General features: G+C 68.0%; 11 protein-coding genes. 6 read left to right on the top strand and 5 right to left on the bottom strand.

The genetic code is table 11. The annotated features are described in order from the left end of the window. Positions 1-105 precede the first annotated feature (105 nt). Positions 106-1,563, top strand: coding sequence for a porin (locus PK98_RS01895; RefSeq protein ID WP_039093865.1), 1,458 nt, complete (start codon positions 106-108; stop codon positions 1,561-1,563). A 132-nt stretch (positions 1,564-1,695) separates the two neighbouring features. Continuing rightward, the gene (locus tag PK98_RS01890; RefSeq protein WP_081995994.1) at positions 1,696-2,751 is read left to right on the top strand and encodes a fatty acid desaturase; all 1,056 of its coding nucleotides are present in this window, start codon (positions 1,696-1,698) and stop codon (positions 2,749-2,751) included. Positions 2,752-2,765: 14 nt separating this feature from the next. On the opposite strand, the gene PK98_RS01885 is transcribed toward PK98_RS01890, so the two are convergent. The 3 genes from PK98_RS01885 to PK98_RS01875 all read right to left on the bottom strand — a co-directional run bounded on the left by PK98_RS01885 (position 2,766) and on the right by PK98_RS01875 (position 9,742). Beyond that, positions 2,766-4,349 carry a rhamnogalacturonidase gene (locus PK98_RS01885; RefSeq protein ID WP_039093863.1) on the bottom strand — a complete coding sequence of 528 codons (1,584 nt, stop codon included), beginning with the start codon at positions 4,347-4,349 and terminating at the stop codon, positions 2,766-2,768. A gap of 16 nt (positions 4,350-4,365) precedes the next feature. After that, positions 4,366-7,431: a TonB-dependent receptor domain-containing protein gene (locus PK98_RS01880; protein WP_039093861.1), complete on the bottom strand. Its 3,066-nt coding sequence runs from the start codon at positions 7,429-7,431 to the stop codon at positions 4,366-4,368. A 109-nt stretch (positions 7,432-7,540) separates the two neighbouring features. Further along, positions 7,541-9,742: a hypothetical protein gene (locus PK98_RS01875; protein ID WP_052207897.1), complete on the bottom strand. Its 2,202-nt coding sequence runs from the start codon at positions 9,740-9,742 to the stop codon at positions 7,541-7,543. A gap of 92 nt (positions 9,743-9,834) precedes the next feature. Here PK98_RS01875 and PK98_RS01870 point away from each other — a divergent pair, with 92 nt between their 5' ends. Continuing rightward, positions 9,835-11,424, top strand: a complete 1,590-nt coding sequence (locus PK98_RS01870) for a glycoside hydrolase family 43 protein (RefSeq protein WP_039093859.1) — start codon at positions 9,835-9,837, stop codon at positions 11,422-11,424. A 32-nt stretch (positions 11,425-11,456) separates the two neighbouring features. Here PK98_RS01870 and PK98_RS01865 read toward each other — a convergent pair whose 3' ends face one another. After that, a complete protein-coding gene (locus PK98_RS01865; protein ID WP_039093857.1) occupies positions 11,457-12,932 on the bottom strand; it encodes a Gfo/Idh/MocA family protein in 1,476 nt (491 codons plus the stop codon). A gap of 153 nt (positions 12,933-13,085) precedes the next feature. Here PK98_RS01865 and PK98_RS01860 point away from each other — a divergent pair, with 153 nt between their 5' ends. Then, the gene (locus PK98_RS01860; protein WP_039093855.1) at positions 13,086-14,450 is read left to right on the top strand and encodes a glycoside hydrolase family 88/105 protein; all 1,365 of its coding nucleotides are present in this window, start codon (positions 13,086-13,088) and stop codon (positions 14,448-14,450) included. A gap of 42 nt (positions 14,451-14,492) precedes the next feature. Here the strand turns inward: PK98_RS01860 and PK98_RS01855 are convergent, their stop codons facing one another. Further along, positions 14,493-17,510: a TonB-dependent receptor gene (locus PK98_RS01855; RefSeq protein WP_052207895.1), complete on the bottom strand. Its 3,018-nt coding sequence runs from the start codon at positions 17,508-17,510 to the stop codon at positions 14,493-14,495. A 380-nt stretch (positions 17,511-17,890) separates the two neighbouring features. Here PK98_RS01855 and PK98_RS01850 point away from each other — a divergent pair, with 380 nt between their 5' ends. Together PK98_RS01850 and PK98_RS01845 are read left to right on the top strand one after the other, a co-directional pair. Then, positions 17,891-20,614 carry a beta strand repeat-containing protein gene (locus PK98_RS01850; RefSeq protein WP_039093853.1) on the top strand — a complete coding sequence of 908 codons (2,724 nt, stop codon included), beginning with the start codon at positions 17,891-17,893 and terminating at the stop codon, positions 20,612-20,614. A 15-nt stretch (positions 20,615-20,629) separates the two neighbouring features. Next, entirely contained in the window at positions 20,630-24,322 is a 3,693-nt protein-coding gene (locus PK98_RS01845; protein ID WP_039093851.1) for an autotransporter outer membrane beta-barrel domain-containing protein, read from the top strand. The last annotated feature ends 138 nt before the right edge of the window (positions 24,323-24,460 follow it).

Here is a 24,460-nt window from a genome sequence, read left to right as displayed (position 1 = left end):
GCGGTCAGCAGCGATATCACCCTTGCCCCGGACTCCCGAGGTTCTTCTTCCCAGCGTCACGGAACTGACATATCCGCCCGCCTGACTCGGGCTGAAGGACAGGACATGGCGGCGCACCGTCTGCATCTCATCGCGCTCGCCGCGACCGCAATCTCGATTGCCGCACCTGTCCGGGCACAAAGTGTGGCCGACCTCCAGCGCCAGATCGATGCGTTGAAGGCGCAGGTCGAGGCGCTGCAGCAGGCGCTGCAGGCACCGGAGCAGCCGGCGGCAGCAGTCGCAAGTGCTACTCCGGCCCCGCCGACGGCACCCCCCGTCCAGCCGGCGACAGGGCAGGTCGAAGCAGGCGTGCCGGACCTGCCCGTGCTGGCGGAGACCCTCCCCTCCGGCGGCGTGGCGCAGCCGCCTACGGATTCCTGGTTCGAGCGGCTTCAGCTCCGCGGCTACACACAGCTTCGCTACAACGGCGTGCTGGATGGGGACGTGACGGCGCCTGCCGGCCAGTCGCGTCTGCGATCGGTCCATGATTCCTCGATCAACGCCGATGGCGGGTTCTCCCTGCGCCGGGTGCGCCTGGTCCTGCAGGGCGATGTCACGGACAATATCGAGCTGTACCTGCAGCACGATTTCGGCACCGCCGTGAACAGCCAGTCCAGCGCGGAACCGCGGCAGGGCTTCGGCCAGTTGCGCGATGCCTATGTCGATGTGTTCCTGGACCGGGAGCGCAGCTTCCGGTTGCGGTTCGGGCAGTCCAAGGTTCCGCTCGGCTGGGAGAACCTGCAATCTTCCTCCAACCGGATCCCGCTCGATCGCTCCGACGCGATCAACAGCGCGGTTCCGGGCGAGCGCGACCTCGGGGTCACGGCATATTACACACCCCCGCACGTCCAGCGGATCTGGGACCGCCTGGCCGAGGACGGGCAGAAGCTGTTCGGCAATTACGGCGCCTTCGGTGTCGGCCTCTACAACGGTCAGGGCACCAACCGGGTGGAGCGGAACGACAGCCTGATGAAGGTTGCGATGGCCACCTGGCCCTTCGCGCTGGACGGACTGGGTCCTCTGTTCCGGGGTCAGGTGCTGGAACTCGGCGGCTCGGCCATGCTCAACCGGTTCCGGCCGGAGGTGCGCACCGGTGGCGTGAGCGCGGTCGATTACCGCGAAGACCGGATCGGCCTCCACGCCATCCTCTACCCCCAGCCCTTCGGCATCCAGGCCGAGTGGGTCTGGGGACAGGGGCCGCAGTTCGACACCGCCACCCAGCGCATCACGGAGGCGCCGCTGGAAGGCGGCTATGTGCAGCTGACCTATGATCTGGGCGAGACAGGGATCGGCCGCATCCGTCCCTACGGGCGCTGGCAGCGCTATCGCGGCGGCTGGAAGGCGGCCACCAATGCGCCCCGGCTGGAAACCGACGAGATCGAGCTAGGGCTGGAATGGCCGTTCATGGATGCGCTGGAACTGACGGTCGCCTATGCACGCATGAAGCGCCGCGAGGCCGACGAACGGCGGCTGGGCCAGGCAGAGGGTGACCTGATCCGGACGCAGTTGCAATGGAGCTATTGAGCCGGGACCGACGCATCTTATCCGCGTCTTGATCGTTGGGCTCACTCTTCCCCCATGGTCGCAACGATCGCAGCATGACGACATCGCGCTTGTGCGCGCCCCGTCCTGACAGATACAGGCTCCGTCCGAACAATGAGCACCGTCAATCCGAACCCGCCGGGCATGCGTGGAGACCCGGCGAACGGGCCTCGTGATCTTCGCACGATCGCGCGTCACCTTGCCACCTTCCGCAAGCCCAGCAACGGCCGCGCATCCGCGGAGCTGGTGGCAAGCGCCGTGCCGCTGGTGCTGCTCTGGCCGCTGATGTGGCTCTCGCTGGAAATCCATTATGCGCTCACGCTGCTGCTGGCGGTGCCCGCGGCCGGCTTCCTGCTACGCCTGTTCCTGATCCAGCATGATTGCGGACATGGCGCATTCTTCCGAGGCCGCCGGGCGAACGACTGGGTGGGCCGCGCCATCGGCGTGCTGACGCTGAGCCCTTACGAGCTGTGGCGCCGGGGTCATGCGACGCATCACGCCGGGACGGGCAATCTCGACCGGCGTGGCACGGGCGACGTCGACACGCTCACGGTGGCCGAGTTCACGCAGCTCAGCTTCGCGGCCCGGCTGCGATACCGCCTGTATCGCCACCCCGCGGTGATGTTCGGGCTTGGCCCGGCATGGCTGTTCTTCCTGCGGTACCGCCTGCCGCTGGGCCACATGCGCGAAGGCTGGCGGCCCTGGATCAGTGCAATGGGGACGAACCTGGCCATCGTGATCCTGTCCGCGGGCCTGATCTTCCTGGTCGGACTGCCGGCCTTTCTGCTGATCCAGCTGCCGATTGTCCTGCTTGCGGCCTCCGCCGGCGTATGGCTGTTCTACGTGCAGCATCAGTTCGAGCATACCTACTGGAACAGCGGCAGGGAGTGGGCCTTCCACGAAGCGGCGCTGCATGGCAGCTCGCACTATGCCCTGCCCGGGATCCTGCGCTGGTTCAGCGCAAATATCGGCATGCACCACATCCATCACCTGTGCAGCAACATACCCTTCTACCGGCTGTCGGCGGCGCTGAAGGCGCAGCCCGAGCTTGCCGACATCAACCGGCTGACGATCCGCCAGAGCCTGCGATCGGTGCGGCTGGTCCTGTGGGATGAATCCGCCGCCCGCCTGGTATCATTCCGCGAGGCGCGGCTGACCAGCAACGGCTGAGCGCCGCCCCTGCCTCAGTCGATCCGTCGGTCGGCAACGCCGCGCACCAGCGCGGCGCTGAAGCCCCGCACGCGACGGATCTGCCAGGGGTCGCCCGGAGGCAGGCGCAGGCGATGGAGGTCCACACCGGTCATGTCCTGCAACCACATGGCAGGCCGGGGATCGGGCGCCGCCACCTGCACCTCCAGATTGCTGATGGTCAGCCCGCGCACATGGCGGGCGAACAGGCCGGTGGCAGGCAGGTCGCCGAACATCGTCGCCTCGGGATAGCCAAGCTCGTTCTCCGGCGGATCGAGCGCGGCCATCGCGGCGGATGCGCCGCCGACCTGATGCAGCAGCGTATCGCTGATCATCACATCCTCGATCGGCCGTTCCGCCAGCCCGGCGATCACCGCCGGCAACTGGCTGGCGCCCGAACTGACCAGATTGCTGATCGCGATCCGCTTCATGCTGCCGACCGGCACACCGGCCGGTCCGCGCATCCGCTTGCCCAGCCGCAGGAAGAACGGGCCGTGCACCACGCCGCGCATGGCGATGTTGCTGATCGTCACGTCCTCCAGCACGCCGCCATCCACCGTCTCCAGCGCCAGCCCCCGGCTGTCCTCGAACAGGCAGTTGGTGATCGTGATGTTGCGGAAGCCACCATTCGTCTCGGTCCCGAACTTGATCCGGCCGTGGATCAGCGGGGCGAAATCCGCCGGCATCCTGCGCCAGCTGCCATCCAGCACCGCGCCGACCTGATAATTCCCGGTGACCAGGCAGTCGCTGATCGTCACGTTCTCCGTCACCCGGGCATAGCCGAGCGCGAAGCTGGACTTGGGGCAGATCGCATCGTCGTAGGGCGCATTCACCGTGCAGTTGGTGACCCGCACGTTCTTGCAGCAATCGATGTCCAGCCCGTCCCGGTTGGTGTCGATCAGCAGATTGTCGATCGTCAGGTTGTCGACACCGGTCGCCAGCAGCGCGAACCAGCCGCCTTCCAGCAGCCTGAAGTCGCGCAGCAGCACGTTGCGGCAGTTCCTCAGCGCAATGGCCTTGTTGGCGGTGCCGGGGCCGGTGGGGTCCTGCAGCCAGTTGTCCTTGCCGTCTCCCCGGCCCAGCCCCTTGCCCCAGATCAGCCCTTCGCCGGTGATGGCAATGTCGTGCAGTCCGTCACCCCAGATCAGGCTGTTGCGCCAGTGGCTGTGGCCGAAATCCTGGAAGCCGACCGCACGCGGATCCTGCTCCTCCGCCAGATCATAGCCGCCCTGCCCGTCGGCCGGCGCATCTGCCGCCAGGATCACCGCGCCGGGCGCCAGGTGCAGCGTGATGCGGCTGCGCAGGCGGATGGTGAAGCTGCGATAGGTGCCGGCGGGAAAGTGGATCGTGCCGCCGCCCGCCGCAGCCACCTCCTCGATGGCGCGGTTGATCGCCGGGCTGTCGATCGCCAGACCGTCCCCCCGCGCGCCGAAGCGGCGGACGTCGACCGGATCGCCGCCGGAAGCGGAAGGCGCCTGCGCCCGCGCGGGGTGCGCGCCGATGCCGGGCGCGGGATGCAGCAGGCCGCTGCCGGCAAGCGCGAAGGCAGTGCCGATGGCGGCGCGGCGGTGGAACAGCATGAACCCGTCTCCCCGATCAGAACCGCAGCGTCGCGCCGAGGAAGAACTCCACCCCCAGCACGTCATAGGTCGCGGCCCAGGTATTGCTGTTCGGTCCTTGCGTGGTGATCGGCGGGTTGTTGTTGAACAAGTTGTTGGCGCCGCCGAACAGCTCGAACCGCTCCGCCGGGGTCCAGTTGAACGACAGGTCGACATAATGCTGCGCCGGCAGGCGGGGATAGGCGATGTTCCCCAGCTGCGGCGTGGTCGCCGATCCCTGCCGCAACGGCACGATGTAGCGGTCGGTCACCACCGGTCCCAGATAGCGGTGCCGCAGGCTGAGCGCGACCTCCCCCACCGTCCAGGTCGCGCGGGTGGTCCCGCGCCAGCGTGGCAGCGGCTGGCCGCAGTTCGGCCCGAACGATCCGGCGCACTGATTGATGATGTCGGGGAAGGCGGCAACCGGGGTAACGTCAAAATCCTGCAGCCAGGTGAAGTTGCTGGCGAGATCGAGCCGGCTCGTGGTGCCCAGCGCGGGAAAGCCAAAGCCCAGATCGGTGCTGTAGCGTGCCGCCAGGTCCACGCCGCTGGTGTGCAGGCGGCCGGTATTGGCATTGAGCACCTGCAGGGCATAGGGATCGTTGATCTCCCCCGATTGCGGATTGCGCTGCACCGCCTGGCAGAACTCGCTGCCCGCATCCTGGATCACCAGGTAGCACAGGTTCAGCGCGTTCTGTGCATTGCCGCCCAGCGGCGCGATGGCCCCGTCCAGGGTGATGTCGAAATAATCCGCGCTGAAGAACAGGCCCGGGGCGAAGCGCGGCGTGACCACGATACCGCCGGTCCAGGTGTCGGACACCTCCTCCTGCAGATCGGGATTGCCTCCGAAATCGGCCGGGAAGATGTTGTTGGGCTGCACCCCGGCACCGAACACCAGGCCTGCCGGCACGCCGGTGGCGATGCACAGCTGGCGCACCGCGTCAGTCCGCTCGCTGGAGTTGCCGCGGCTGGAGCACGGATCGTTGGCCGCGCCGACCACGCGGTTGCGGCCCCCGAACAGCTCGCCCACATTCGGCGCGCGGATCGCCCGCTGATACTGGCCGCGCAGCATGACGTCGCGCACCGGCTGCCATTCCAGCCCGCCCAGATAGGTCCACACGCCGCCGACACCGTCCAGATCGTAGCTGGAATAGCGGAACGCGCCGTTTGCGGTCAGGCTGTCGATGAACGGCACATCGGCGATCAGCGGCACGCGCAGCTCGCCGAATATCTCCGTCACGCCGACGCTGCCGCTGGTGGGCAGGCCGGGATTGAAGCCGGCGACGTCGCCGGATCCCAGGAAATTGTCCGGCACGAACCGGGTGGAGGTATCGCGCCATTCCGCGCCAAGGGAGAAGCCCAGCGGTCCTGCGGGCAGCTCCACCGCGGTGCCGGTCAGGCTCGCCTGCGCGACCTGCTGGGTCGCCACTGTGCTGTTGCTGGCGGTGATGGCGATGGCGCTGCGGCAGGCCTCGTCGATGTTCTGGCCGAAGATGTTGCACACCGGCGCCGCGCCGCCCTGCGACAGCAGCGCCGCCTGCAGCCGGCTGCGCGACAGGGCGTTCTCCAGCAGCAGAGTGCCCTCGCTGCGACTGTAGGTATAGTAGATGTCATAACGCAGATCGGTACCGAAGCCTTCGCTCAGCGAACCCAGATCGCCGCGCAGGCCTGCCGCCACGCGGAAGACGTTGCGCCGCTCCGTCGCCATGCGCGGACCGACCTCGACATAGCGGCGGCCGGCGGTGATCACCGCCAGCCCGTCGCCCGGCGTGGTGCTGCGGGTCGCCGTGCCGGTAGTCACGTTGATCCGCCCGGTCTCCGCCAGGTCGAGCTGGCGCAGCACGCCCTGTAACGGCGCCGACAGATAGGGATTGTTGACGTCGAACAGCGTGGGCGAACCGACATTCGTGGGCGCAAGCCGGGCGGACACCTCGTTGTTGGAATAGTGCAGTTCCAGGTAGCCGGTGATGTTGTCGGTGAAGTCGTAATGGCCGAAGCTGTTGATCATCCAGCGGCGCTGCGGCTGGCGCAGGTAGTTGTCCGGCCCGAGGTTGAAATCGTCCTGCGGGGTCAGCGCCGGTCGCGCAGCCGTGCCGGCGTCGTCGAAGGTGAAGCCGCGGCTGCCCAGCGCCGACAGGCCAGCGGCGGCATAGGCCGTGTTGAGCGCGGCATTGACGCCGCCGAACGCCGGGATGCCGGAGAAGCGGCCATTGGGAATGTCGCCGCTGCCGCCGCGGATGAAGCCCGGCTCGCCGCCGCCGGCCACGCAGCCCAGCCCGCCCGCCGGGGTGAACGGCGTGCCCGCGCTGCTGGCGGTGCCGCTGCCCGGCACGGTGCAACCATCGTTCAGCGAGTCGAAGGCGAAGCTGCCACGCTCGCCGCGCGTTATCGATCCGCGATCGAGGTAGTTGCCCGACACCACCAGATTGCCGCGCCCGCCCGCAAAGTTGCCGCCGACCGTCAGGTCCAGGTTGACGACCGGCGTGCCGGTGGGATGGTCGATGTTGATCTGCCCCCGCCCCTCCACACCTTCGAAATCGTCGCGGATGATGAAGTTGACGACGCCGGTGATCGCGTCCGAGCCATAGACGGCGGAGGAACCGCCGGTGACGATCTCCGTCCGGGCGATCAGGGTGGTGGGGATGGTGTTGAGGTCGACCACCTGCTCCGGCCCGTAGATGGCGAAGCGGCGGCCGTTCACCAGCACCAGGTTCCGCTGCGACCCGAACCCGCGCAGGTTCACGTCCGCAATGCCGCCCGGCACCGTGTTGCTGAAGGCGTTGCCCAGCTGTGACCCGACCGCTTGCGGCAACTGTACCAGCGTGCGTTCGATGTTCACGTTGCCCGCCAGCTTGATCTGCGTCTGGTCCACCACGGCGACCGGCGTCGGCGAGTCGAAGCCGGTGCGGGCGATGCGTGACCCCGTGACGACGATGCTCGTCTCGGCTTCTTCGACATTCGCGCCATCGCCGGGTTGTGCCTGCTGTGCGATGGCGGGCTGCGCCAGTGCGAGCAACATGGAACCGCCAAGCAGTACCGAACGCAGTGCGATGCGCGAAGCCATAAGTCTCTCCCCGTGTGACACCAAGTTGTTAGCGTTAACAAAAACGCCTGCAGGTGTTCTACATTGTGGAATCAGCATACAGAGATTGGCACATCGGCGTCAATCTACTTCAGGGCAGCGGCAATATTCCCTCGCTGCGCACTGTCCAGCCCTCCTGCGGGAAGCCCGGTGCCGGTCCGGTCGCCCCGTCCCAGCCCGCCGCCATCATCCCCACCGCCAGCAGCAGCGCGCCGTTCGACGGAAAGTAGGTATCGGCAATGCGGCGATATTCTTGTCCGTCAGCACCGCCCGGCTCGCCAGCATGCAGTTCGTTGCGCGGCGTCATCCCGGTCCGGCCCCAGCGATTGTTGGCTTGGTCGGCGAACAGCCAGTCCACCGCTCCGGCCGCGTCACCCAGCCGGGCAGCGGTCATGGCCACCATCGGGTAGTCCCAGCCCCATAGCTGGCGCAAGTCCCACCCTGCCTCCGTCGCCGCCAGGGTACGCCGCATCGCCGCCGGATCGATGGCGGCGCCGGGAATGTAGCCATACGCCATCAGGAAGGACGGATGGTCGCGGTTGAGGCAGCCCTCCCCCGTCGCATCGCCGCGGCACCGGCCCAGCGTGGCCGGCCAGAAATCCGTCGCGCCTGCCACCGGCAGGTACAGGCCATCGGCCTGCTCAGGCGCGGGCAGACCGGCGATCACCTGATCCCACTCCGCATCGCGCGGCAACCCGGCCCGGACGCGCCAGTCCTGCGCGACCTGCAGCGCCCAGCGGTAATATTCCAGCTCGAACGCCGGGTCGCGTGTCGTCAGCGGATCGTGGTTCTCCTGCACCGGCACGATCGGCGGGCCCAGGGTGCGGCTGCCGTCCGCCGCAGCGTGCGGCCAACTGGCGAGCAGCCGGGCGGTTTCCTCCACCAGTTCGGCATGGGTCGCGACGGAGGACGGATCTGCGCGGCGCAGCAGTTCGGCCAGGAAGATCGGATGCGGCTGCTGCCACATGATGAAGGGATTGATCGGGCTCGGGCTCTCGCGCCCTTCCGGCCCGGTCATCTTGGGCCACCACGCCCCCGTGAGCCCATGCTGCCGTGCCCTTGCCAGCGCTTGCGGCAGATGCTCCCGATACCAGCCCATCATGCGCCGCAGATGCTCCGGCCGCCCCCAGCTGGCCCAGTGCGCTGCATGCCACGGCACCATCTCGCCATGGAACTTGCCGTTCCAGCTGTTGGAGAACAGCCCCTCCTCCTGTGGCGGAAGCGCACCGGCCTGGTTCACCCTGGCGAGATACTGCGACAGCACCACCCGCCGCTCCAGTTCCGCCGCGCGGGCATCGGTGCTGCCGGCGAAGTCGATCATGCCGCCGCTGCGCCAGTAATCGCGCCACCCCTCGTCCGCCGCGTCCGCCGCGTCCGCATTGGGTGCGGGCAGGAACGGTGCGCGGCCGAAACCGATGGCGGCGGCCAGCCGCTCGCCCTGTCCGTCGATGCGGAAGGCGTGGGCACCTGTCTGCGCCACGCTGCCGTCCATGGTGCGGATCGCCGCATGGATGACCGTATCGTCGATCGTCCGGCGCAGCAGTACGGCGCCGGGCATGGTGCCGACCACTTCGGTGCGATGCGCCTGCGGGTTCGACCAGTCGGACGGGTCGGGGTTGATGCTGCGGCCGACACCCGGATAGCCGACCGTCACCGCCAGTCGCCCGCTGGCGATCAGGGGAGAACGGACATCCACCAGCACCGTGTCCTCGCCCGCGGCGACGCGCGTTTCCACCACCACCGGCTGCCCGTCGAAGCGGAAGCGGCTGACCAGCACGCCGCGCCACAGGTCCAGCCGCTGGTCGGTGTCAGCCAGCTCCGCCAGCGTTGCCGGCCTGCCGTCCGCATGGCGCAGCTGCAAGGCGATGCGGGCGAGGGAGAAGCGATGCGGGTTCTCCCGCAGCCAGCGCAAGGCCGGGCGCGTCTCCAGCAGAGTGAAATCGTCGAACCAGGCATAAGGCTGCCGTCCCCGCCCCGGCACCGGCACGTCCGTTTCCCCGTCGGCCAAGGTCCAGCCGGCCGGGTTCGGATGGTTGTGCCAGGCCCACTGCGCCATGGTCAGCAACGGAGATTGCGGGGCGTAGGCTTCGGGAAAGGTCTGCAGGCCGGTGATGTCGGCGGTGAACCCCAGATCCCCGTTGCCCAGCATCACCGGCGCATGGGGATCGACCGCATCCAGCCGCACGTCGTGCCGGGCCACCAGCGCCTGCCGGTCGATCGGCTGCGCCGCCGCCGGCATGGGGCCTGCCGCCGCCAGCCATACGATCACGCCCGCCAGCACTGCCCGCAACATCCGGATCCCTCCTGCCTGCCGTTGACGGCCGTGCCCCTGCAACTTAGCCTTTCGGCCGATAATGTGAAAAGCATTCGGTCCGGGAGAGAGATATGTTGCGTGCCTTGCTGCGGCTCTCGGTCCCGCTCGCCCTGCTATCCGCCCCGGCACAGGCGCAGGACGCTGCGCCCGCCACCTACACCAATCCGATATTATGGGCCGACTACTCGGACCCCGACGTGATCCGGGTGGGCGACCGGTACTACATGGTGTCCTCCTCCTTCCACCTGTCACCCGGCTTGCCGGTGCTGGAATCGGCGGACCTGATCAGCTGGCGGATCATCGGTCATGTGCTGCCGCGCCTGCCGTTCGGCCCGCTCTACGACATGCCCGGGCCGCATACGCTGACCGATGCCATTTCCAAGCCGATCGGCGGCACCAAATATGCCAGCGGTCCGTGGGCCCCGGCGATCCGCCATCATGCCGGAAAGTTCTGGGTCTATGTCGCGACGCCGGACGAAGGCATCTTCATGATGCAGGCGAGCGATCCTGCCGGCCCATGGAGCGCACCCGTTGCGGTGAAGGCGGAACCGGGCCTGGAGGATCCCTGCCCCTTCTGGGACGATGACGGCACCGCCTGGCTGATCCACGGCAAGGTCGGCGCAGGGCCGCTGATCCTGCACCGCATGGCGCCGGACGGCACGCGCGTGCTGGACGAAGGCATCGTGGTGGCGGAGGACAAGGCGCGGTTGCCCGTTCTGGAAGGGCCCAAGCTCTACAAGCGGGATGGCTGGTACTACATCTTCGCGCCGATCGGCGGCGTGTCCACCGGTCCGCAGGCAGTGGGGCGGGCACGCAGCATTACCGGCCCTTACGAATGGCGCGACGTGCTGCTGCCGACCGACACCATCAGGGGGCCGCATCAGGGTGGCTATGTCGAGGATGCAGCGGGCCAGGGCTGGTTTGCGCACTTCAATTCCACCGGCGCCTTCGGCCGGATCACGCACCTGCAGCCGGTCCGCTGGCAGGATGGCTGGCCGGTGATGGGCGACGCTGCGCCGGGCGCCATCGCCGGTACGCCGGTGTCCCGCCACGCCGCGCCAATTACGGCGCCGGACGCCCCGCGCTTCACCATGCAGGCGGAGGACGAGTTTTCCGACCGGCAGCTCGGCCTGCAATGGCAATGGAACCACAATCCCGATGACGACCGGTGGAGCCTGACGGAACGGCCCGGCCACATGCGGCTGCGCGCCGCCCCGGCCCGGCACCTGGTCACCGCACGCAACACGCTGACGCAGATGCTGGTCGGGCCGCGCATGGTGATGACAGCGGCGGTGGACCTGTCGCAGATGGCCGATGGCCAGCGCGCTGGTCTGGCGCTGTTCGGCGTGCGCCCATCGTGGGTCGGCGCGGTGCGCGAGGGGGGAACCACCCGCCTCGCCTTTGCCAGCGAAGGGCAGGAGACGCTCGGCCCGCCGCTGCCGCACCAGGTCTGGCTACGGGCCGACGTTGGACCGGACCAGCGCGCCCATTACAGCTGGAGCGCGGACGGCGCACGGTTCGAGCCGTTCGGGGCGGTGCTGGAACTGTCGCAGTTCTCGTGGTGGCGCGGCTCCCGCCCGGCGCTGTTCACCTACACGCATGGGCAGGAAGCCGCCGGGCTGGTTGATGTCGATTTCTTCCGGGTCGAGCGGCCGCAATAGCCCAGCGCCAAGGGGCCGCTCCGCAGCACGGATCAGGCGCTGCGTGGGCGGGGCCGTGGCGGCATCGGCACATCCTGGGTGTGCGTCGGCATTGGCGGCATCTCCGGCGCATCCAGCCCGGTGACCAGATCCGCGATGCGTACCGGCCGGTTGGTCTCGAAACACTGGTTCGCCGCGACGCCGATCAGGATCGCCGCCGAACCCGCCCGTTCGTCGGCAAGCCGCAGCAACGGGTCGGCGGTGACATTCGGATCGAAGATCTCGGCCAGCATCAGCGTGTCGCCGCCACCATGTCCGCCGGTGCCGACGGCCGGCGTGATGTCGCGCGGATCGCCGCGCATGGGGATGATCCGGGTCTGGATCGCATCGCCCATGCTGCTACCGTTCAGCCCCGATATTCCCGCCTGCTCGATCACCACATGCTCCAGCCGCCCCTTCGTGCCGTTGAAGGCGATCGTGTAGCCCTCCCAGGCATTGAAGGCGTTCAGGCTGTAGTTCAGCGTGGTGCCGCCACCGTAACGGACGGTGACGTGCATGGTGTCCTCGATGTCGATCGTCGGCCGCCACACGCACTGGTCGCGATGATAACCGTCATACCGTTCCTGATCGAGGTACATGGCCTTCAGCGCCGGATCGCCCTCCAGGTCGAAGAAGAAGGTGCATTTCGCCTTCTCCGGGCAGGTGTGGCATCGTTCGTGCGGACCATCCAGGCCGAACCGGCGCGCCATTGCGGGGGTGTAGAACTCCCGCTTGCCGACCGCCTGCACCTCCACCGGCATGTCGGACAGCCACCAGTTGACCAGATCGAAATGGTGGCTGGCCTTGTGGATCATCAGCCCGCCCGAGATTTCCTTCTGCGAATGCCAGCGGCGGAAGTAGTCGGCGCCGTGCGTGGTGTTGAGCAGCCACTGGAAATCGACCGACAGCACATCGCCGATCTCGTTCGCCATCAGCAGCTCCTTCACCTGGCTGCGGTAGGGGGCGTAGCGGTAATTGTGCGTGACGCGGATGTGCCGGCCGGACCGCTGCACCGCATCCAGGATGCGCTGCGCCTTGGCCGCGGTGGTGGTCATCGGCTTCTCGGTCACGACATCGCACCCCGCCTCCAGGGCACGGACAAGGTACTCGTCATGCAGCGCATCCGGGGTGGTGACGATGATCACGTCCGGCTTCTGCTCGCGGATCATCTGATCGAACTCGCTCGCCAGATAGGACCGGGGCGCCGCCGCCCCCGCTTCCGCCGCGCTGCGCCCGACCAGCGCGAGCCGGCCGGGATTGGTGTCGACCACCGCGACCAGTTCGGCATGTGCCTTGTGCGGGCCCCAGATGGCCTGCTGGTACATGCGGTTGCGGCTGCCGACACCGACGGAGGCATAGCGCTTGCGCTGCCCTGCCCCGCCCGCGGCGCTGGCCGGCATCGCCTCCGCCGCAGCCGCCAGGACCGTCCCCGCCGCCAGCCCGCCCAGCACCGACCGCCGTTGCATCGGCAGCTTCCCCTGCTCATTCATGTTCGATCCTCTCCCAAGGTCCGCGATCATGCTGCTCTTGCCCCGGAGCCAGGAAGCGCCGGGCACAGCTTGTAAGTTGTGTGACAACAGGATTAGATGTTTTCGAACAGTGAGCAAGCAGAACCAAACTGCGCGCCGCCCAGGGAGAAAGACATGGCCGTTGCCCGACACGCGATCCGCAATGCCGCCGTTCTGCTGACACTCGCCGCCACGATGCCGGCGGTCGCGCAGACCGTGCCACTACCCGCCCAGAGCCGGGCGGCGGTGGACCCCAGCATCGACGGCGCCACGCGACTCGTCCCCGAATATCCCATGCCTTACAGCGGCACGACCGAGGCATCGGTAAAGACGGTGATGGACCGCGTGCTCGGCTATATCGAACGCGAGACACCGGTTGGCTTGGTCGATGCCGACGGGCGCGACGTGGCGGTGGGTGCGGCCCGGCCCGACAGCCGCTTCCGTCCGGGCTTCAAGCTGACCAGCTATGAATGGGGCGTCACCTATGCCGGCGCGCTGCTGGCGGGAGAGGTCACGTCCGATCCCCGTTACACGCGCTACGCCGCCGATCGCATCAACTTCGTTGCCGATCTTGCCGGGCGGTACCGTGCAGGCCGCGTCGATCCGCAGACGACGCCGGTACGCAACATGCTGGCGCCTGACCGGCTGGACGATTCCGGCGCCATGTCGGCCGCCCTGATCAAGGCGCAGCGCGCCGGCGTCGCAGGGGCCAGCGTCCGCCCGCAGGTGGAGGTCTATCTCGACTGGATCGCCAACCAACAGTTCCGCATGCCGGACCGGACGCTGGCGCGACAGCGGCCGACGCCGGTGACGCTGTGGCTGGACGATCTGTACATGAGCGTCCCGGGCCTGGCGCAGATGGGTGCGCTGACCGGAGAGCAGCGCTACTTCGACGATGCGGCACGGCAGATCCTGCAATTCTCCGGCCGGATGTTCGTGGCCGAGAAGGGGTTGTACATGCATGCCTGGGCGGAAGGCATGGACCCGCACCCGGCTTTCCACTGGGGACGCGCGAATGGCTGGGCGGTGATGGCCATGGTCGAACTGCTGGAGGTGCTGCCCGCGGACCATCCCAGCCGAGACGCGGTGCTCGCGCAGCTGCGTGCCCATGCGGCCGGCCTCGCCCGCGTGCAATCGGGCACCGGCCTGTGGCACCAGCTGCTCGACCGGCCCGACAGCTATCTGGAGACTTCGGCCAGTGCGATGTTCGCCTTTGCACTGGGCCGGGCCGTCAATCGCGGGTGGCTTGACCGGCGCGCCTATGCGCCGGTGGTGATGCTGGCCTGGAACGGGGTGACCACCAAGGTCACGGAGGCCGGCGAGGTGGAGGATGTGTGCGTCGGCACCGGCGTCGCCTTCGACCCCGCGTTCTACTACTATCGTCCACGCCATGTGCGCGCCGCGCACGGCTACGGCCCGGTGCTGCTCGCCGGGGCGGAGGTGATCACCATGCTGCGTGCCGGCGCACCTGCCATGAATGGCGGGCTGATCTTCCAGTGATGGCAAGCGGGGGCCGGTCCACCGGCCGGTCCCCCGCCCTTGTCAGAACTTCGCCGTCGCGCCGACAGTGAAGGTACGGCCGATCCGCGTCTCGAACAGGGTGTCCTGCCGCACGCTGTCGATATACAGCGTGTTGCGCTCGTCCGTCAGGTTCTGCGCCTCCAGGATCAGCTTGAGGTTCTCCGTCAGGTTGTACGAGGCCGAGGCATCGACGAACAGGGTCGGCGCATTGGCACGCACATCGCTGTCATTGGCGCCCGACGGGATCGCCCGGTTGAACCGGTCACGATAGCTGGCGGTGCTGCGGATGCTGAAGCGGTCATCCTCGTAATACAGCGTCCCGCTGGCTGCATGCTGCGACAGGTCGATCAGATCGTCGGTGGTGGTCTGCGTCGGCACGCCGTTGGCACTGGCCAGGATGTAGTCGATCTCCGACTGGACATAGGTATAGCTGCCAAGCACGCCGAAGTTGGACAGCGCACCCGGCAGGAAGCTCAGCGGGAACTGCGCGTTCAGCTCGAAGCCCTTCAGCGGCCCGCCCGGCGTGTTGCTCGACCGGTTGACGGTGAACAGGTCCGCCGGGGTCGACGGCGTGTTGTCCAGCAGCGCGTCGGGCAGCCCCAGGGAGCTGTACGGCACCTGGCTGGAGATCGACTGGATGTAGGTACTGATATCCTTGTAGAAGAACGCCGCCGAAAGCAGCGATCCCGGCGCGAAGTACCATTCCAGCGCGAAGTCGAGCGTGTCGGCCTCGATCGGGTCGAGGAACGGGTTGTTGACGTTGCCGGTCCGCGTGGCGACGGTCACGCCGGCGGTCGGGGTCAGCTGCCCCAGTTCGGGCCGCGACACGACCTTCGCTGCCGAGAAGCGCGCCTGCAGCTCGGGCGTGAGCTCGGCCACCAGGTTCACCGAAGGCAGCCAGTTTTCGTACGACCGGTTGACCTCGCCCAGTTGCCCGAGTGTCGGATATTGCGATCCGGCCGGTGCGGTGACCGGGATGTAGCCGAACGAATCCTGATCCGTATGCACGTAGCGCACGCCCGCATCGCCGCGGATGGGGATCGGCAGCGCGTCCCCGGTGTCAAACGTGATCATCAGGTACGCGCCCTTGATCCGTTCCCGCACGCCCGAACGGGCGGCACCGCACTCGATACCGCAATACTGGAAGTCGTCGAACCCGAAGGTCGCGCGCCACTTGTCGGGGTCGATTGCCGAGAACTCGGCGGGCGAGCCGGCGCCCAGCAGGTCGCCGAAGCCGGTGATCTGCCGGGTGATGCTGGCCAGCGTGGTTCCGGCGGGCAAGGCGCGCACCGCCACCTGGCTGGGGATCAGATTGTTGCCCCGCGTCTGGAAGTCGCTTTCACGGTACTGGCCGCCGGCCTTGATCGTCAGCCGTTCAAGCAGGTTCCATTCCACGTTGCCCTCGAACGTCTTGTTCTTGGTATCGTTGCGCAGCGGCCGGCCGGCGGTGCTGAAACCGCCCAGAACGGTGAAGTTGTTGTCCGGGCTGGGCGCGTAGCGGAAGTTGCCCGGATCGGCGACGTCGACGCCGAAGCCCAGCGTGGGAATGTTGCCCCCGTCACGGAAATCGACCGAGAAGCCGTCGACGTCGATGATGTCCATGAAGGTCTGCAGCCGCAGCGGGCTGTAGAAGCGCGAATGCGAGTAGCCGATCAGGCCGGAGAACTTGAACTGGTCCGAGAAGCGATGCTCGATGTTCAGGTTGCCCTGCTTGAAGGTCGAGATGAACTGGTCCACCAGTCCTTCGGAACGGATGTCCACGCCGTCGAACAGGCCGTAGACCAGCGATCCAAGTTCATCGAACTCGATGTCGCGCACCGATGTCATCGGCTTGCCGCCATTGGTGGCGGTCCGCCCGAACGAGATCGCGCTCATGTAATTGTCGCGCCGCTCAACATCGAACCGTGAATACAGCCCGTCCAGCGAGATGTCGGTGTCCTCGGTCGGGCGCCATTGCAGGCTCAGCGTGGCGCCGATACGCTCGGCATCCTGTTCCGAATTCACGTAGCGCGGAATGCGCGGGAAGAAGGCCCCGCCGCCCGGCTGGTTGCTGATGCCGCGCAGCGACTGGATGGTGTTGTAGGCCGCCGCCGTGCTGGTGCGCGGGTTGCCGGTGGAGCAATTGGCGGCGTTGGTACCGCGCGCGGCATTGGTCGCCGGGTTCTGCGGGGCAAACCCGACCGGCGAGCAGAAGCCGCCATCGATATAGGCCGGCAGCACGTTGACCGCGGAGTAGCCGACCTCGCGCAGGTTGCGCTTGCTGTAGGCGAGCGAGCCCAGGACCCCGACCGTCCCGTCGAACAGCTGCTTGGACACCAGGATCGAGGCGCGCGGGTCGACCGTCTTGGCCACCTCGTTGTACAGGCCGCGCGCCGTGGCGGACACCACGAAGTCGGTCTTGAAATCCAGCGGATGCGGGGCCCGCAGGTCCACCGTCGCGCCCAGGGAGCCTTCCTCGACGTCGGCCGACGGGGTCTTGCGCACCGCCAGCGAGGAGAATATCTCGGTTGGGAAGGCATTGAAGTCGAAGCTGCGACCTGAATTGCCCGCGCCGTAGATGTCGGACGCACCGGTCTGCGACGTGCCTTCCATGCCGTTGATGCGCACGCGCGTGAACGCCGCGCCGAGGCCGCGGACGGAAATGTTGCGCCCTTCGCCGCCATCCCCGCGCGACAGGGCGACGCCAGGAATGCGCTGCATCGATTCCGCCAGGTTCGCATCGGGGAACTTGCCGATATCCTCGGCAACGATGCTGTCGATGGCGGCCGTCTCGTTGCGCTTCAGGTTGATCGCGCTGGTCAGCGATGCGCGGAAGCCGGTGACCACGATCTCGGATGCCTCGCCCGGGGCCGGCGTGGGCGGCGTGCCGAGGGCCGTGTCGCCGCGTGGTGCCTGGGTCGCCGGATCATCCTGCGCGCCGGCACCGGGCACGGGCGTCACATCCTGAGCCGCGGCTGGCATCGCCAGCAGCGCCAGCGACAGCGCGATACCGGAGGCTGCACTCTTCAGCACGGCGCCGCGAATGGTTTCTGTGTTCATGCCCTCTCCCTTGTTCCAGCGAGAAGGCTGCGGGCTTGTGCCCGTCATGTCCTCATGCCCCCGCTTGCAGGCGATTACTATGCGGGTTCGCTCCGGTGTAAAGCGGGCTGCGTCCGGCATCGAAAACAAAAGATGCGCGATGCCGAAAGGTCACAAGCACGATTGCGCTGCCACTTCGGGCCGAGCATGCCCGCATGGCCGCAGCGGACCACAAGGTGGCGGGTGGCCGGAAGCGGCAAGCTGCAAGGTAGCCCTGCGCAAGGGTGTACTGGCGGACGGATCGGATACCCGGCGTGACGGCATGGACAGCCGCGGATCCATCGGGGATCACCCGGGGCAGAATGTGCCGGGGGGGTCTGGCACTTGGGAGGAATACGGGAATGGCTGAGACGTGCACGGTGCGGCTGCGCCGGGGATCCTTTGTGCTCGGAACCAGCATGTTCGCGATCGGCACCGCCTTCGCCAGCCCCGCCGTTGCACAATGCGCGCCCCATCCCACGCAGGCCGGCGGCATCACGATCTGCGCCGGGACGGATAATGACGGCCTCTCGGTAAGCACGCGCAGCACCACGATCAACGTGCTGGCAGGTGCGCAGGTGGACGGGCCGATGGTGATCGGCATCCCCGATGGCAGCAGCTGGGATCTGGAACGCGCCACGGTGGATGTGCAGGGGCGCATTGATGGCCGGAACGGCGCAGGCATCGACGTGCTGCCGGCCGTCAGACGCCCCGGCAGCTTCTCCAGCCCCCAGGGCACGGCGGCTGTTGTCACGATCGGGGCCGGGGGCGTCGTCACCGGCGCGGTCGGCATCCGGGCGCCGGTCATCACCCAGAACACGTTCTCCAGAAGCGTGCTGACGATCGACAATGCCGGCACGATCAGCGGCACCACCGGGATCGCCGTGGCCGCGGACAGTGATGGCTTCGGCACCGGCAGCAACATCACCAATCGCCAGGGCGGCACGATCGGCGCGATCCGTGGCCCCGTGGGCCGGCTCGACAATGCCGGCGTGATCGATGGCGGTTCGCTGTCGGCGATCGACACCACCGCCAGCTTCGACGAGCTGCCTGGGGTGAAGGCGAACAGCGGGACGATCCGGTCCAGCAGCAGTGCTGCCACCCTGCGGGACCTCACCCCCGCCTATGCCAGGCTGACGAACACCGGCGCCATCGCCAACAGCGGCAGCGGCGCGGCGCTGGGCGGTCGGGATGTGCGGCTGGACAATCTGGCTGGCGGCGTGGTCACCGGCGGGACGAACGGCATGGCGATCGACGCCACCAATATCGTCGTACTCGTCAACCGCGGCAGGATCGAAGGCGACGTGATGGCCCGTGCCACTTTCGCCGGCATGGATGCCAGCACGATCGACAGCGTCGGCGGCATCATCGACGGGGACGTGACGCTGGGCCGCACGAACGACACGCTGTTTGCCCGCTATGACGGATCGGCGTCGCTGTTTACCGGGATCACAGGCGCGATCGATGGCGGCACCGGCACCGACATCGTGCAGGTCCGCACGATCGGCGACCTGGTGATCAATACGCCTGTGGCGCTGTTCACCGGGTTCGAACAGCTCGGTCTGGATGTGGCCAAGGGTGGCAGCGTGGTGCTGGGGGCAAACTTCGTCGCACCGGGGGCGGTGGTCGTGACCGGAGCGGGCACGGTGATCAATCGCGGCACGATCGAGGTAGCCGGACAGGCGCTGACCGGCCGCGGCGCCTACGTCGACACCATAATCAACGATGGGACGATCCGCTCGACCGCGACCGACGGCTATGACTTCGCAGTCCGGACCGACGGAGCTTTCACCAATGCCGGCACGGTCGAAGCCGTGGGGCGCGGCATCTATGCCAGCGGTCCGTTCACGAACAGCGGCACGGTAACGGCCGGCAACACCGGCGTGATTGCCTATGGCGGGGTCAACAATAGCGGCACGATCCGCTCCACCGGCGGCGTGGGGCTGGAAGCGTATGGCGGCAGTGATGGCATCGCCACGCCCCGGAACAGCGGCCTGATCGAAGGCAGCGTGGCTGGCGTGGTGCTGAACGGTGCGCTGGTGAACAGCGGCACCATCCGGTCCGCGGGAACGGGTATCTCCATGGGTTTGGCCGCATCGGTCGAGAACCTGGCCGGCGGGACCATCACCGGCGGCACGCAGGCGATCGGGTCCCTGAATGGCGGCAGCCTGTACAATGCCGTGGTGCGGAATGCCGGCACCATCAATGGCGACGTGATCCTGGGCGGGCCCGGCGCGGGCTACGCCTACAGCCGCTTCTTTGCGGAGGATGGCGGCGTGCTGAATGGCAACCTGACTCTGGGCGCGTCGGACGTGCTGATCACCAGTCTGATCAACGCGGGGCCTGGCCAGTTTGCCGGCATCAACGGCAGGGTCGTCGCGAACGGCGGCAACCTGCGGTACCGGGTGGCGGCCGATGCCGAAGCTACCTACGCCCCGCCTTCCGGGTTCGGGTCCACAGGGTACGAGGTTGCCGAAGGCGCGACGCTGGTGCTGAAGGGCAATGGCACCACCGCGCAGACGCTGACGCTGGCCGGTGCCGGCACCGCGGATGTCACGGTGGACATCTCTACCAATGGCAAGCAGGCCATCTTCGTCACGGCCCCAGTGCGGGCCGACGGTCGCAGCCCTATCTCTTCCGCGATGAACGTGATCAGCCGCGGCAGCCTCACGATGGAGCGCGTCGCAGGGGATTACACCGCCGCCAGCACGGCGGTCCTGCTGACCGGGCAGACCTTCACCAATGCCGGTACCATCACCCTGCGCGAGACAGGCACCCCGGTGCCGTACCCGTATGACGACCTGCGCCCCGCGGCGATCCGGGACGACATCCACCGGGAAAGCACCGTCATCAACGACGGCACGATCAACCTGGCCGGCGCGATCGGCGTGCGCAACGTCGCATCGCTGACCAACACTGGCAGCATCGTGCAGGTGGCGGGGGCCGCTGCGACTGCGGCGCGCCAGGTGCAGCTGGTGACCAACAGCGGTACCATCCGGACGGACGGCCCGGCGTTGCAGGAAATCGCCCGCGTGGAGAATCTGTCCGGCGGCACGATCGCCAGCGCATCGGGGTTCGCGGTGTAATCCTATTCCGGCCATGTGACCAATGCCGGTACGATCATCGGCACGGTGGACGTCGGCTATTACAAGCAGTTCGACGGCACGCCGGGCCGGGGCTTCGGATCGGCGACCTTTGTCGCGGCTGGTGGTACCGTCAGCGGCGATGTGCTGTTCGGCGAAAGCAGCGACCTTTTCGTACAGACCAGCGATACGACCGGCATCGCCGGTATCGTTGATGGCGGCCGTGGGAAGGATACCCATGCCCATCTGCGCGACGTCGATGCGACCGTCTCGCTGGACCCCAACCCATCCATCATCAATTTCGAAGACGTCGCGGTGCAGGCGACCACCGCCGGCGCGACGGTGATCGTTACTGCCAGCGCGGCCCATGCAGGCGACCTGTTCGTGGGTGGCGCGGGCAAGGTGGTCAACCAGGCCATGATCACCGGCGCGGTCTATACCCCGACCAACTACAACCCGTATGAGACCGGGCAGACACTCATGAGCAGCATGGCCGCGCTCGAGAACCGCGGCACGATCACGGGCGGCGTTGCGGGGACGATCGGCAGCTTCACCAACAGCGGTACGGTGACGGCCCTGTCGGGCGATCCGTACACCGGGCCCTTCTACGGCGTCCAGCTGTATGCTGCCGGTATCACCAGCCTGACCAATTCGGGCACGATTGCCGGTGGCGCATACGGCGCGGTGGGCATGTTCGGCGATGGCGGATCGACCGTCCTCAACACCGGCACGATCACCGGGGAAGTCTGGTTCTCTGACTACGCCACCGCCGGTGACCGGTTCGAGAACCGGGGCACCATGGCCGGGCTGGTCTGGATGGGCACGGGTGACGATGTGTTCGTGCAGGTTGCCGGCGCACGGCTGGAGGCGGCGATCGGCGGCGCGGGCAACGACCTGTTCGTGATGCAGGCCGACGCGAATGGCAGCCTGGCGGCCAACCAGGTGTACGGGTTCGAACGGCTGATGCAGACGCGCACGCAGGCGATTACCTATCTCGGCGCGTTAGCCGTGCCGACCATCGAGCTTGCCGGCGGCACCCTGATGGTGGCGACCGGCGGCGCGCTGGGCACCACCGGGCCCGTCGCCGTGACTGGCGGCGATGCCGGAGTGACCGTGGTCAATCGCGGCCGGATCGCTGGCGGCGTGCAGCTGGGTTCGGGCAACGATACCTATTTCGAGGGAACCGGGTCGAGCGTCCGCTTCGTCGATGGCGGGGCGGGTCGCGACACCTATGGCGTGCTGCTGTCCGGCGACCGGCAGGGGATCGGTGCGCGCAGCGGGTTCGAACGGCTGGCGGTGGAGGGGCCGGGCACGCTGTCGCTGACACCCGATCAGGACTTCACGGAAGTGACGCTGGCGGGCGCCAACCTGGCGCTGGCCTCCAGCACCTTCAGCATCGGTGCGATCACCGGCAGCAACCTGGTCGAACAGGTGGTGCTGGCGGGCGATGTCGCTTCGGTCGCCCTGGGCGGCGGTGACGACATGCTGACCCTGTCCGTGGCGGCGCCAACGGGCCGCTACGATGGCGGTGCGGGGACGGATCTGCTGCGCCTGACCAATCCGGGCACCACGGTCCTTCGCGGCAGCGTGGCGGGGTTCGAGACGGTCGCGGTATCGGCCGGAACCCTGACGGTCGCAGGCACGCTGGGCCGGGCGGGCGAGACCGTCGCGCTGGCGGGCGATGTCCGGCAACTGGCGCTGGCCGATGGCGGCGCCATCGACGGCACGGTGGATCTGGGAGCGGGCGACAGTCTGTTCACCATGTCCGCCGGTGGCGTGCTGGCCGGCACGGTGGCCGGTGGTGCGGGGATGGATGTGGCACGCTTCGACCTGGCGCGGTCCACAACCCTGTCGGGCATGCTGACCGGCTTCGAAGTGCTGCAAACGCGCGGCCTCGGCGGGCTGACCCTGGCGCGCAACGCCTATGCCTTCACCTCCGTGGACGTCGCGGGCGAACTCGCGATCGCTGGAGACGCATCGCTGGCGGCCAGCCAGGTCCGGCTGGCTACGACCGGCAGCCGCCTGACGCTCGGCGGACGGTTCTCCGGCTCCGTCTCCGGCAATGGCGGCGGCACTGTGGTGGTGAGCGGCGGCAGCCAGGCTGCCCCGGTTGCCTTTGCCGCCATCGATGGCCTCACCAGCCTGCAGATCGCTGGCGGCTGGTCCACGGTGGCGGGCCGGGCCGGCGTGAGCGCGATCACGCTGACGGGCGGCAGGCTGACAGGTCTCGCCGGATCGACGATCGTGGCGGACCGGATCGCGGTCGGCCGCGGGGCGCTGTTCGGCTCCACCGGCACGGTGCAGGCGAATGTCGTGGTCGACGGTACGTTGAGCCCGGGCGCATCGCCCGGCACCATGACGGTCCTGGGCAATGTGTCACTGGCGCCGACATCGCTCACCCTGTTCGAGATCGCACCCGGCCAGAGCGACCGGCTGGCGATCGATGGCCGGCTGACGATCGCGTCCGGCGCGACGCTGGAGCTGGTCGCGACGCAGCGCATCCTGCCCGGCCAGTCGCTGGACCTGATCACCACCACCCGCGGCATCGACGGCAGCTTCGCCAATGTGGTCAAGTCGGCCGGCCTGTTCGGCTTTGTCGTGCAGGATGCCGACAGCATCACGCTGCTGGGACAGTTCATGGACGATCCGGCCTTCGATCCGCAGGTGCGCGGGACGATCGCCTATGTGAACGACCTGCTGACCAGCGGGCGTGCCGGTGCGGGCCTGCTGGCTGCGGCCCCCCTGCTGGTGGATGCGCGGGGCGGAACGAACCGGAGCGCCTTCGCTCAGATTGCACCGCAGGCCTATGCCACGGCCAGCCAGATCAGCGTGGAACAGGGGCTTGAGCTGGCGCGGCTCGGCCGCAGCGGCGTGCTGGCGGCGCCGTCCGACGACGTTGCGGGGCCGTACACCTTCGCCTCCGTCCTGGGCCGCACGGGTGAGCTCGGCGGTGCGGCCGGCGTCGCCAATGCGCGGCTGGACGGTCACGGCGTGCTTGGCGGGATCGGCTGGGGCAATGCCGGGCTGTCGCTCGGCGCCTTCGTGGGGTGGAGCGACAATCGACAGACGTTGCGCTCGCTGGGTGCTCGGACCGATGCGGACGGTGTGATTGCGGGCGTTCATGCAAGATGGCGGAGCCTTGGCGGTATCGGTGTTACCGCCACGATCGCCTATGACGGCGCCAACGCGACGACCACGCGCACGGTGCTGGCCGATGATGTGACTGGCGGGTACGACCTGCGGACATGGACCGGCGACATCGCGGTGGACTACGCGGTGCCGCTGGCCGGCGGCTGGACCCTGCGGCCGTCGGTGGGGGCGACCTTCATCCGCACCCGGCAGGATGGCACGGCCGAGAGTGGCAGCAGCGCTCTTGCCCTGACGGTCGCTGAGCGGCGGCAGGACTGGACGTTCGTGGACGGCACGGTGGATCTGCGCGGCGGTCAGGGGGCAGGCCTGCGTCCATGGCTGACGGCCGGGATCCGTTACCGTGTCGACGGTGCGGGCCCGCGGGCGCTGGCCGGCCTGCCCGGCGGAGCGCTCGCACTCGCCGCAGACGGTGCCGCCCGCGACGCTGCAACCGGGATCCTGGCACTGGGGGCCGATGTGATGCTGGCTCGCGGCGTGACATTGTTCGGCGCGGCTAACGGAGAGGCCGGCAAGGACGTCAGCCAGGGCGCTGCCCAGGCCGGATTGCGGGTTGCGTTCTGACCCTGTGCCGGGAGGCGTCTTCGCCAGCAACGATCGTGCAGGAGGCCGGCCACGAAACAAGGCAGCGTCGCCTGACAGCGATCCCGATGATCGTAGCGTCAGCGGGAGGTCGACGGTGTCGCTGGCGGTGTACCTTGC

It is taken from the genome of Croceibacterium mercuriale (assembly GCF_000802385.1).
GTDB classification, from domain to species: Bacteria; Pseudomonadota; Alphaproteobacteria; order Sphingomonadales; family Sphingomonadaceae; genus Croceibacterium; species Croceibacterium mercuriale.
This window is presented reverse-complemented; position numbering and strand designations above follow the sequence as displayed.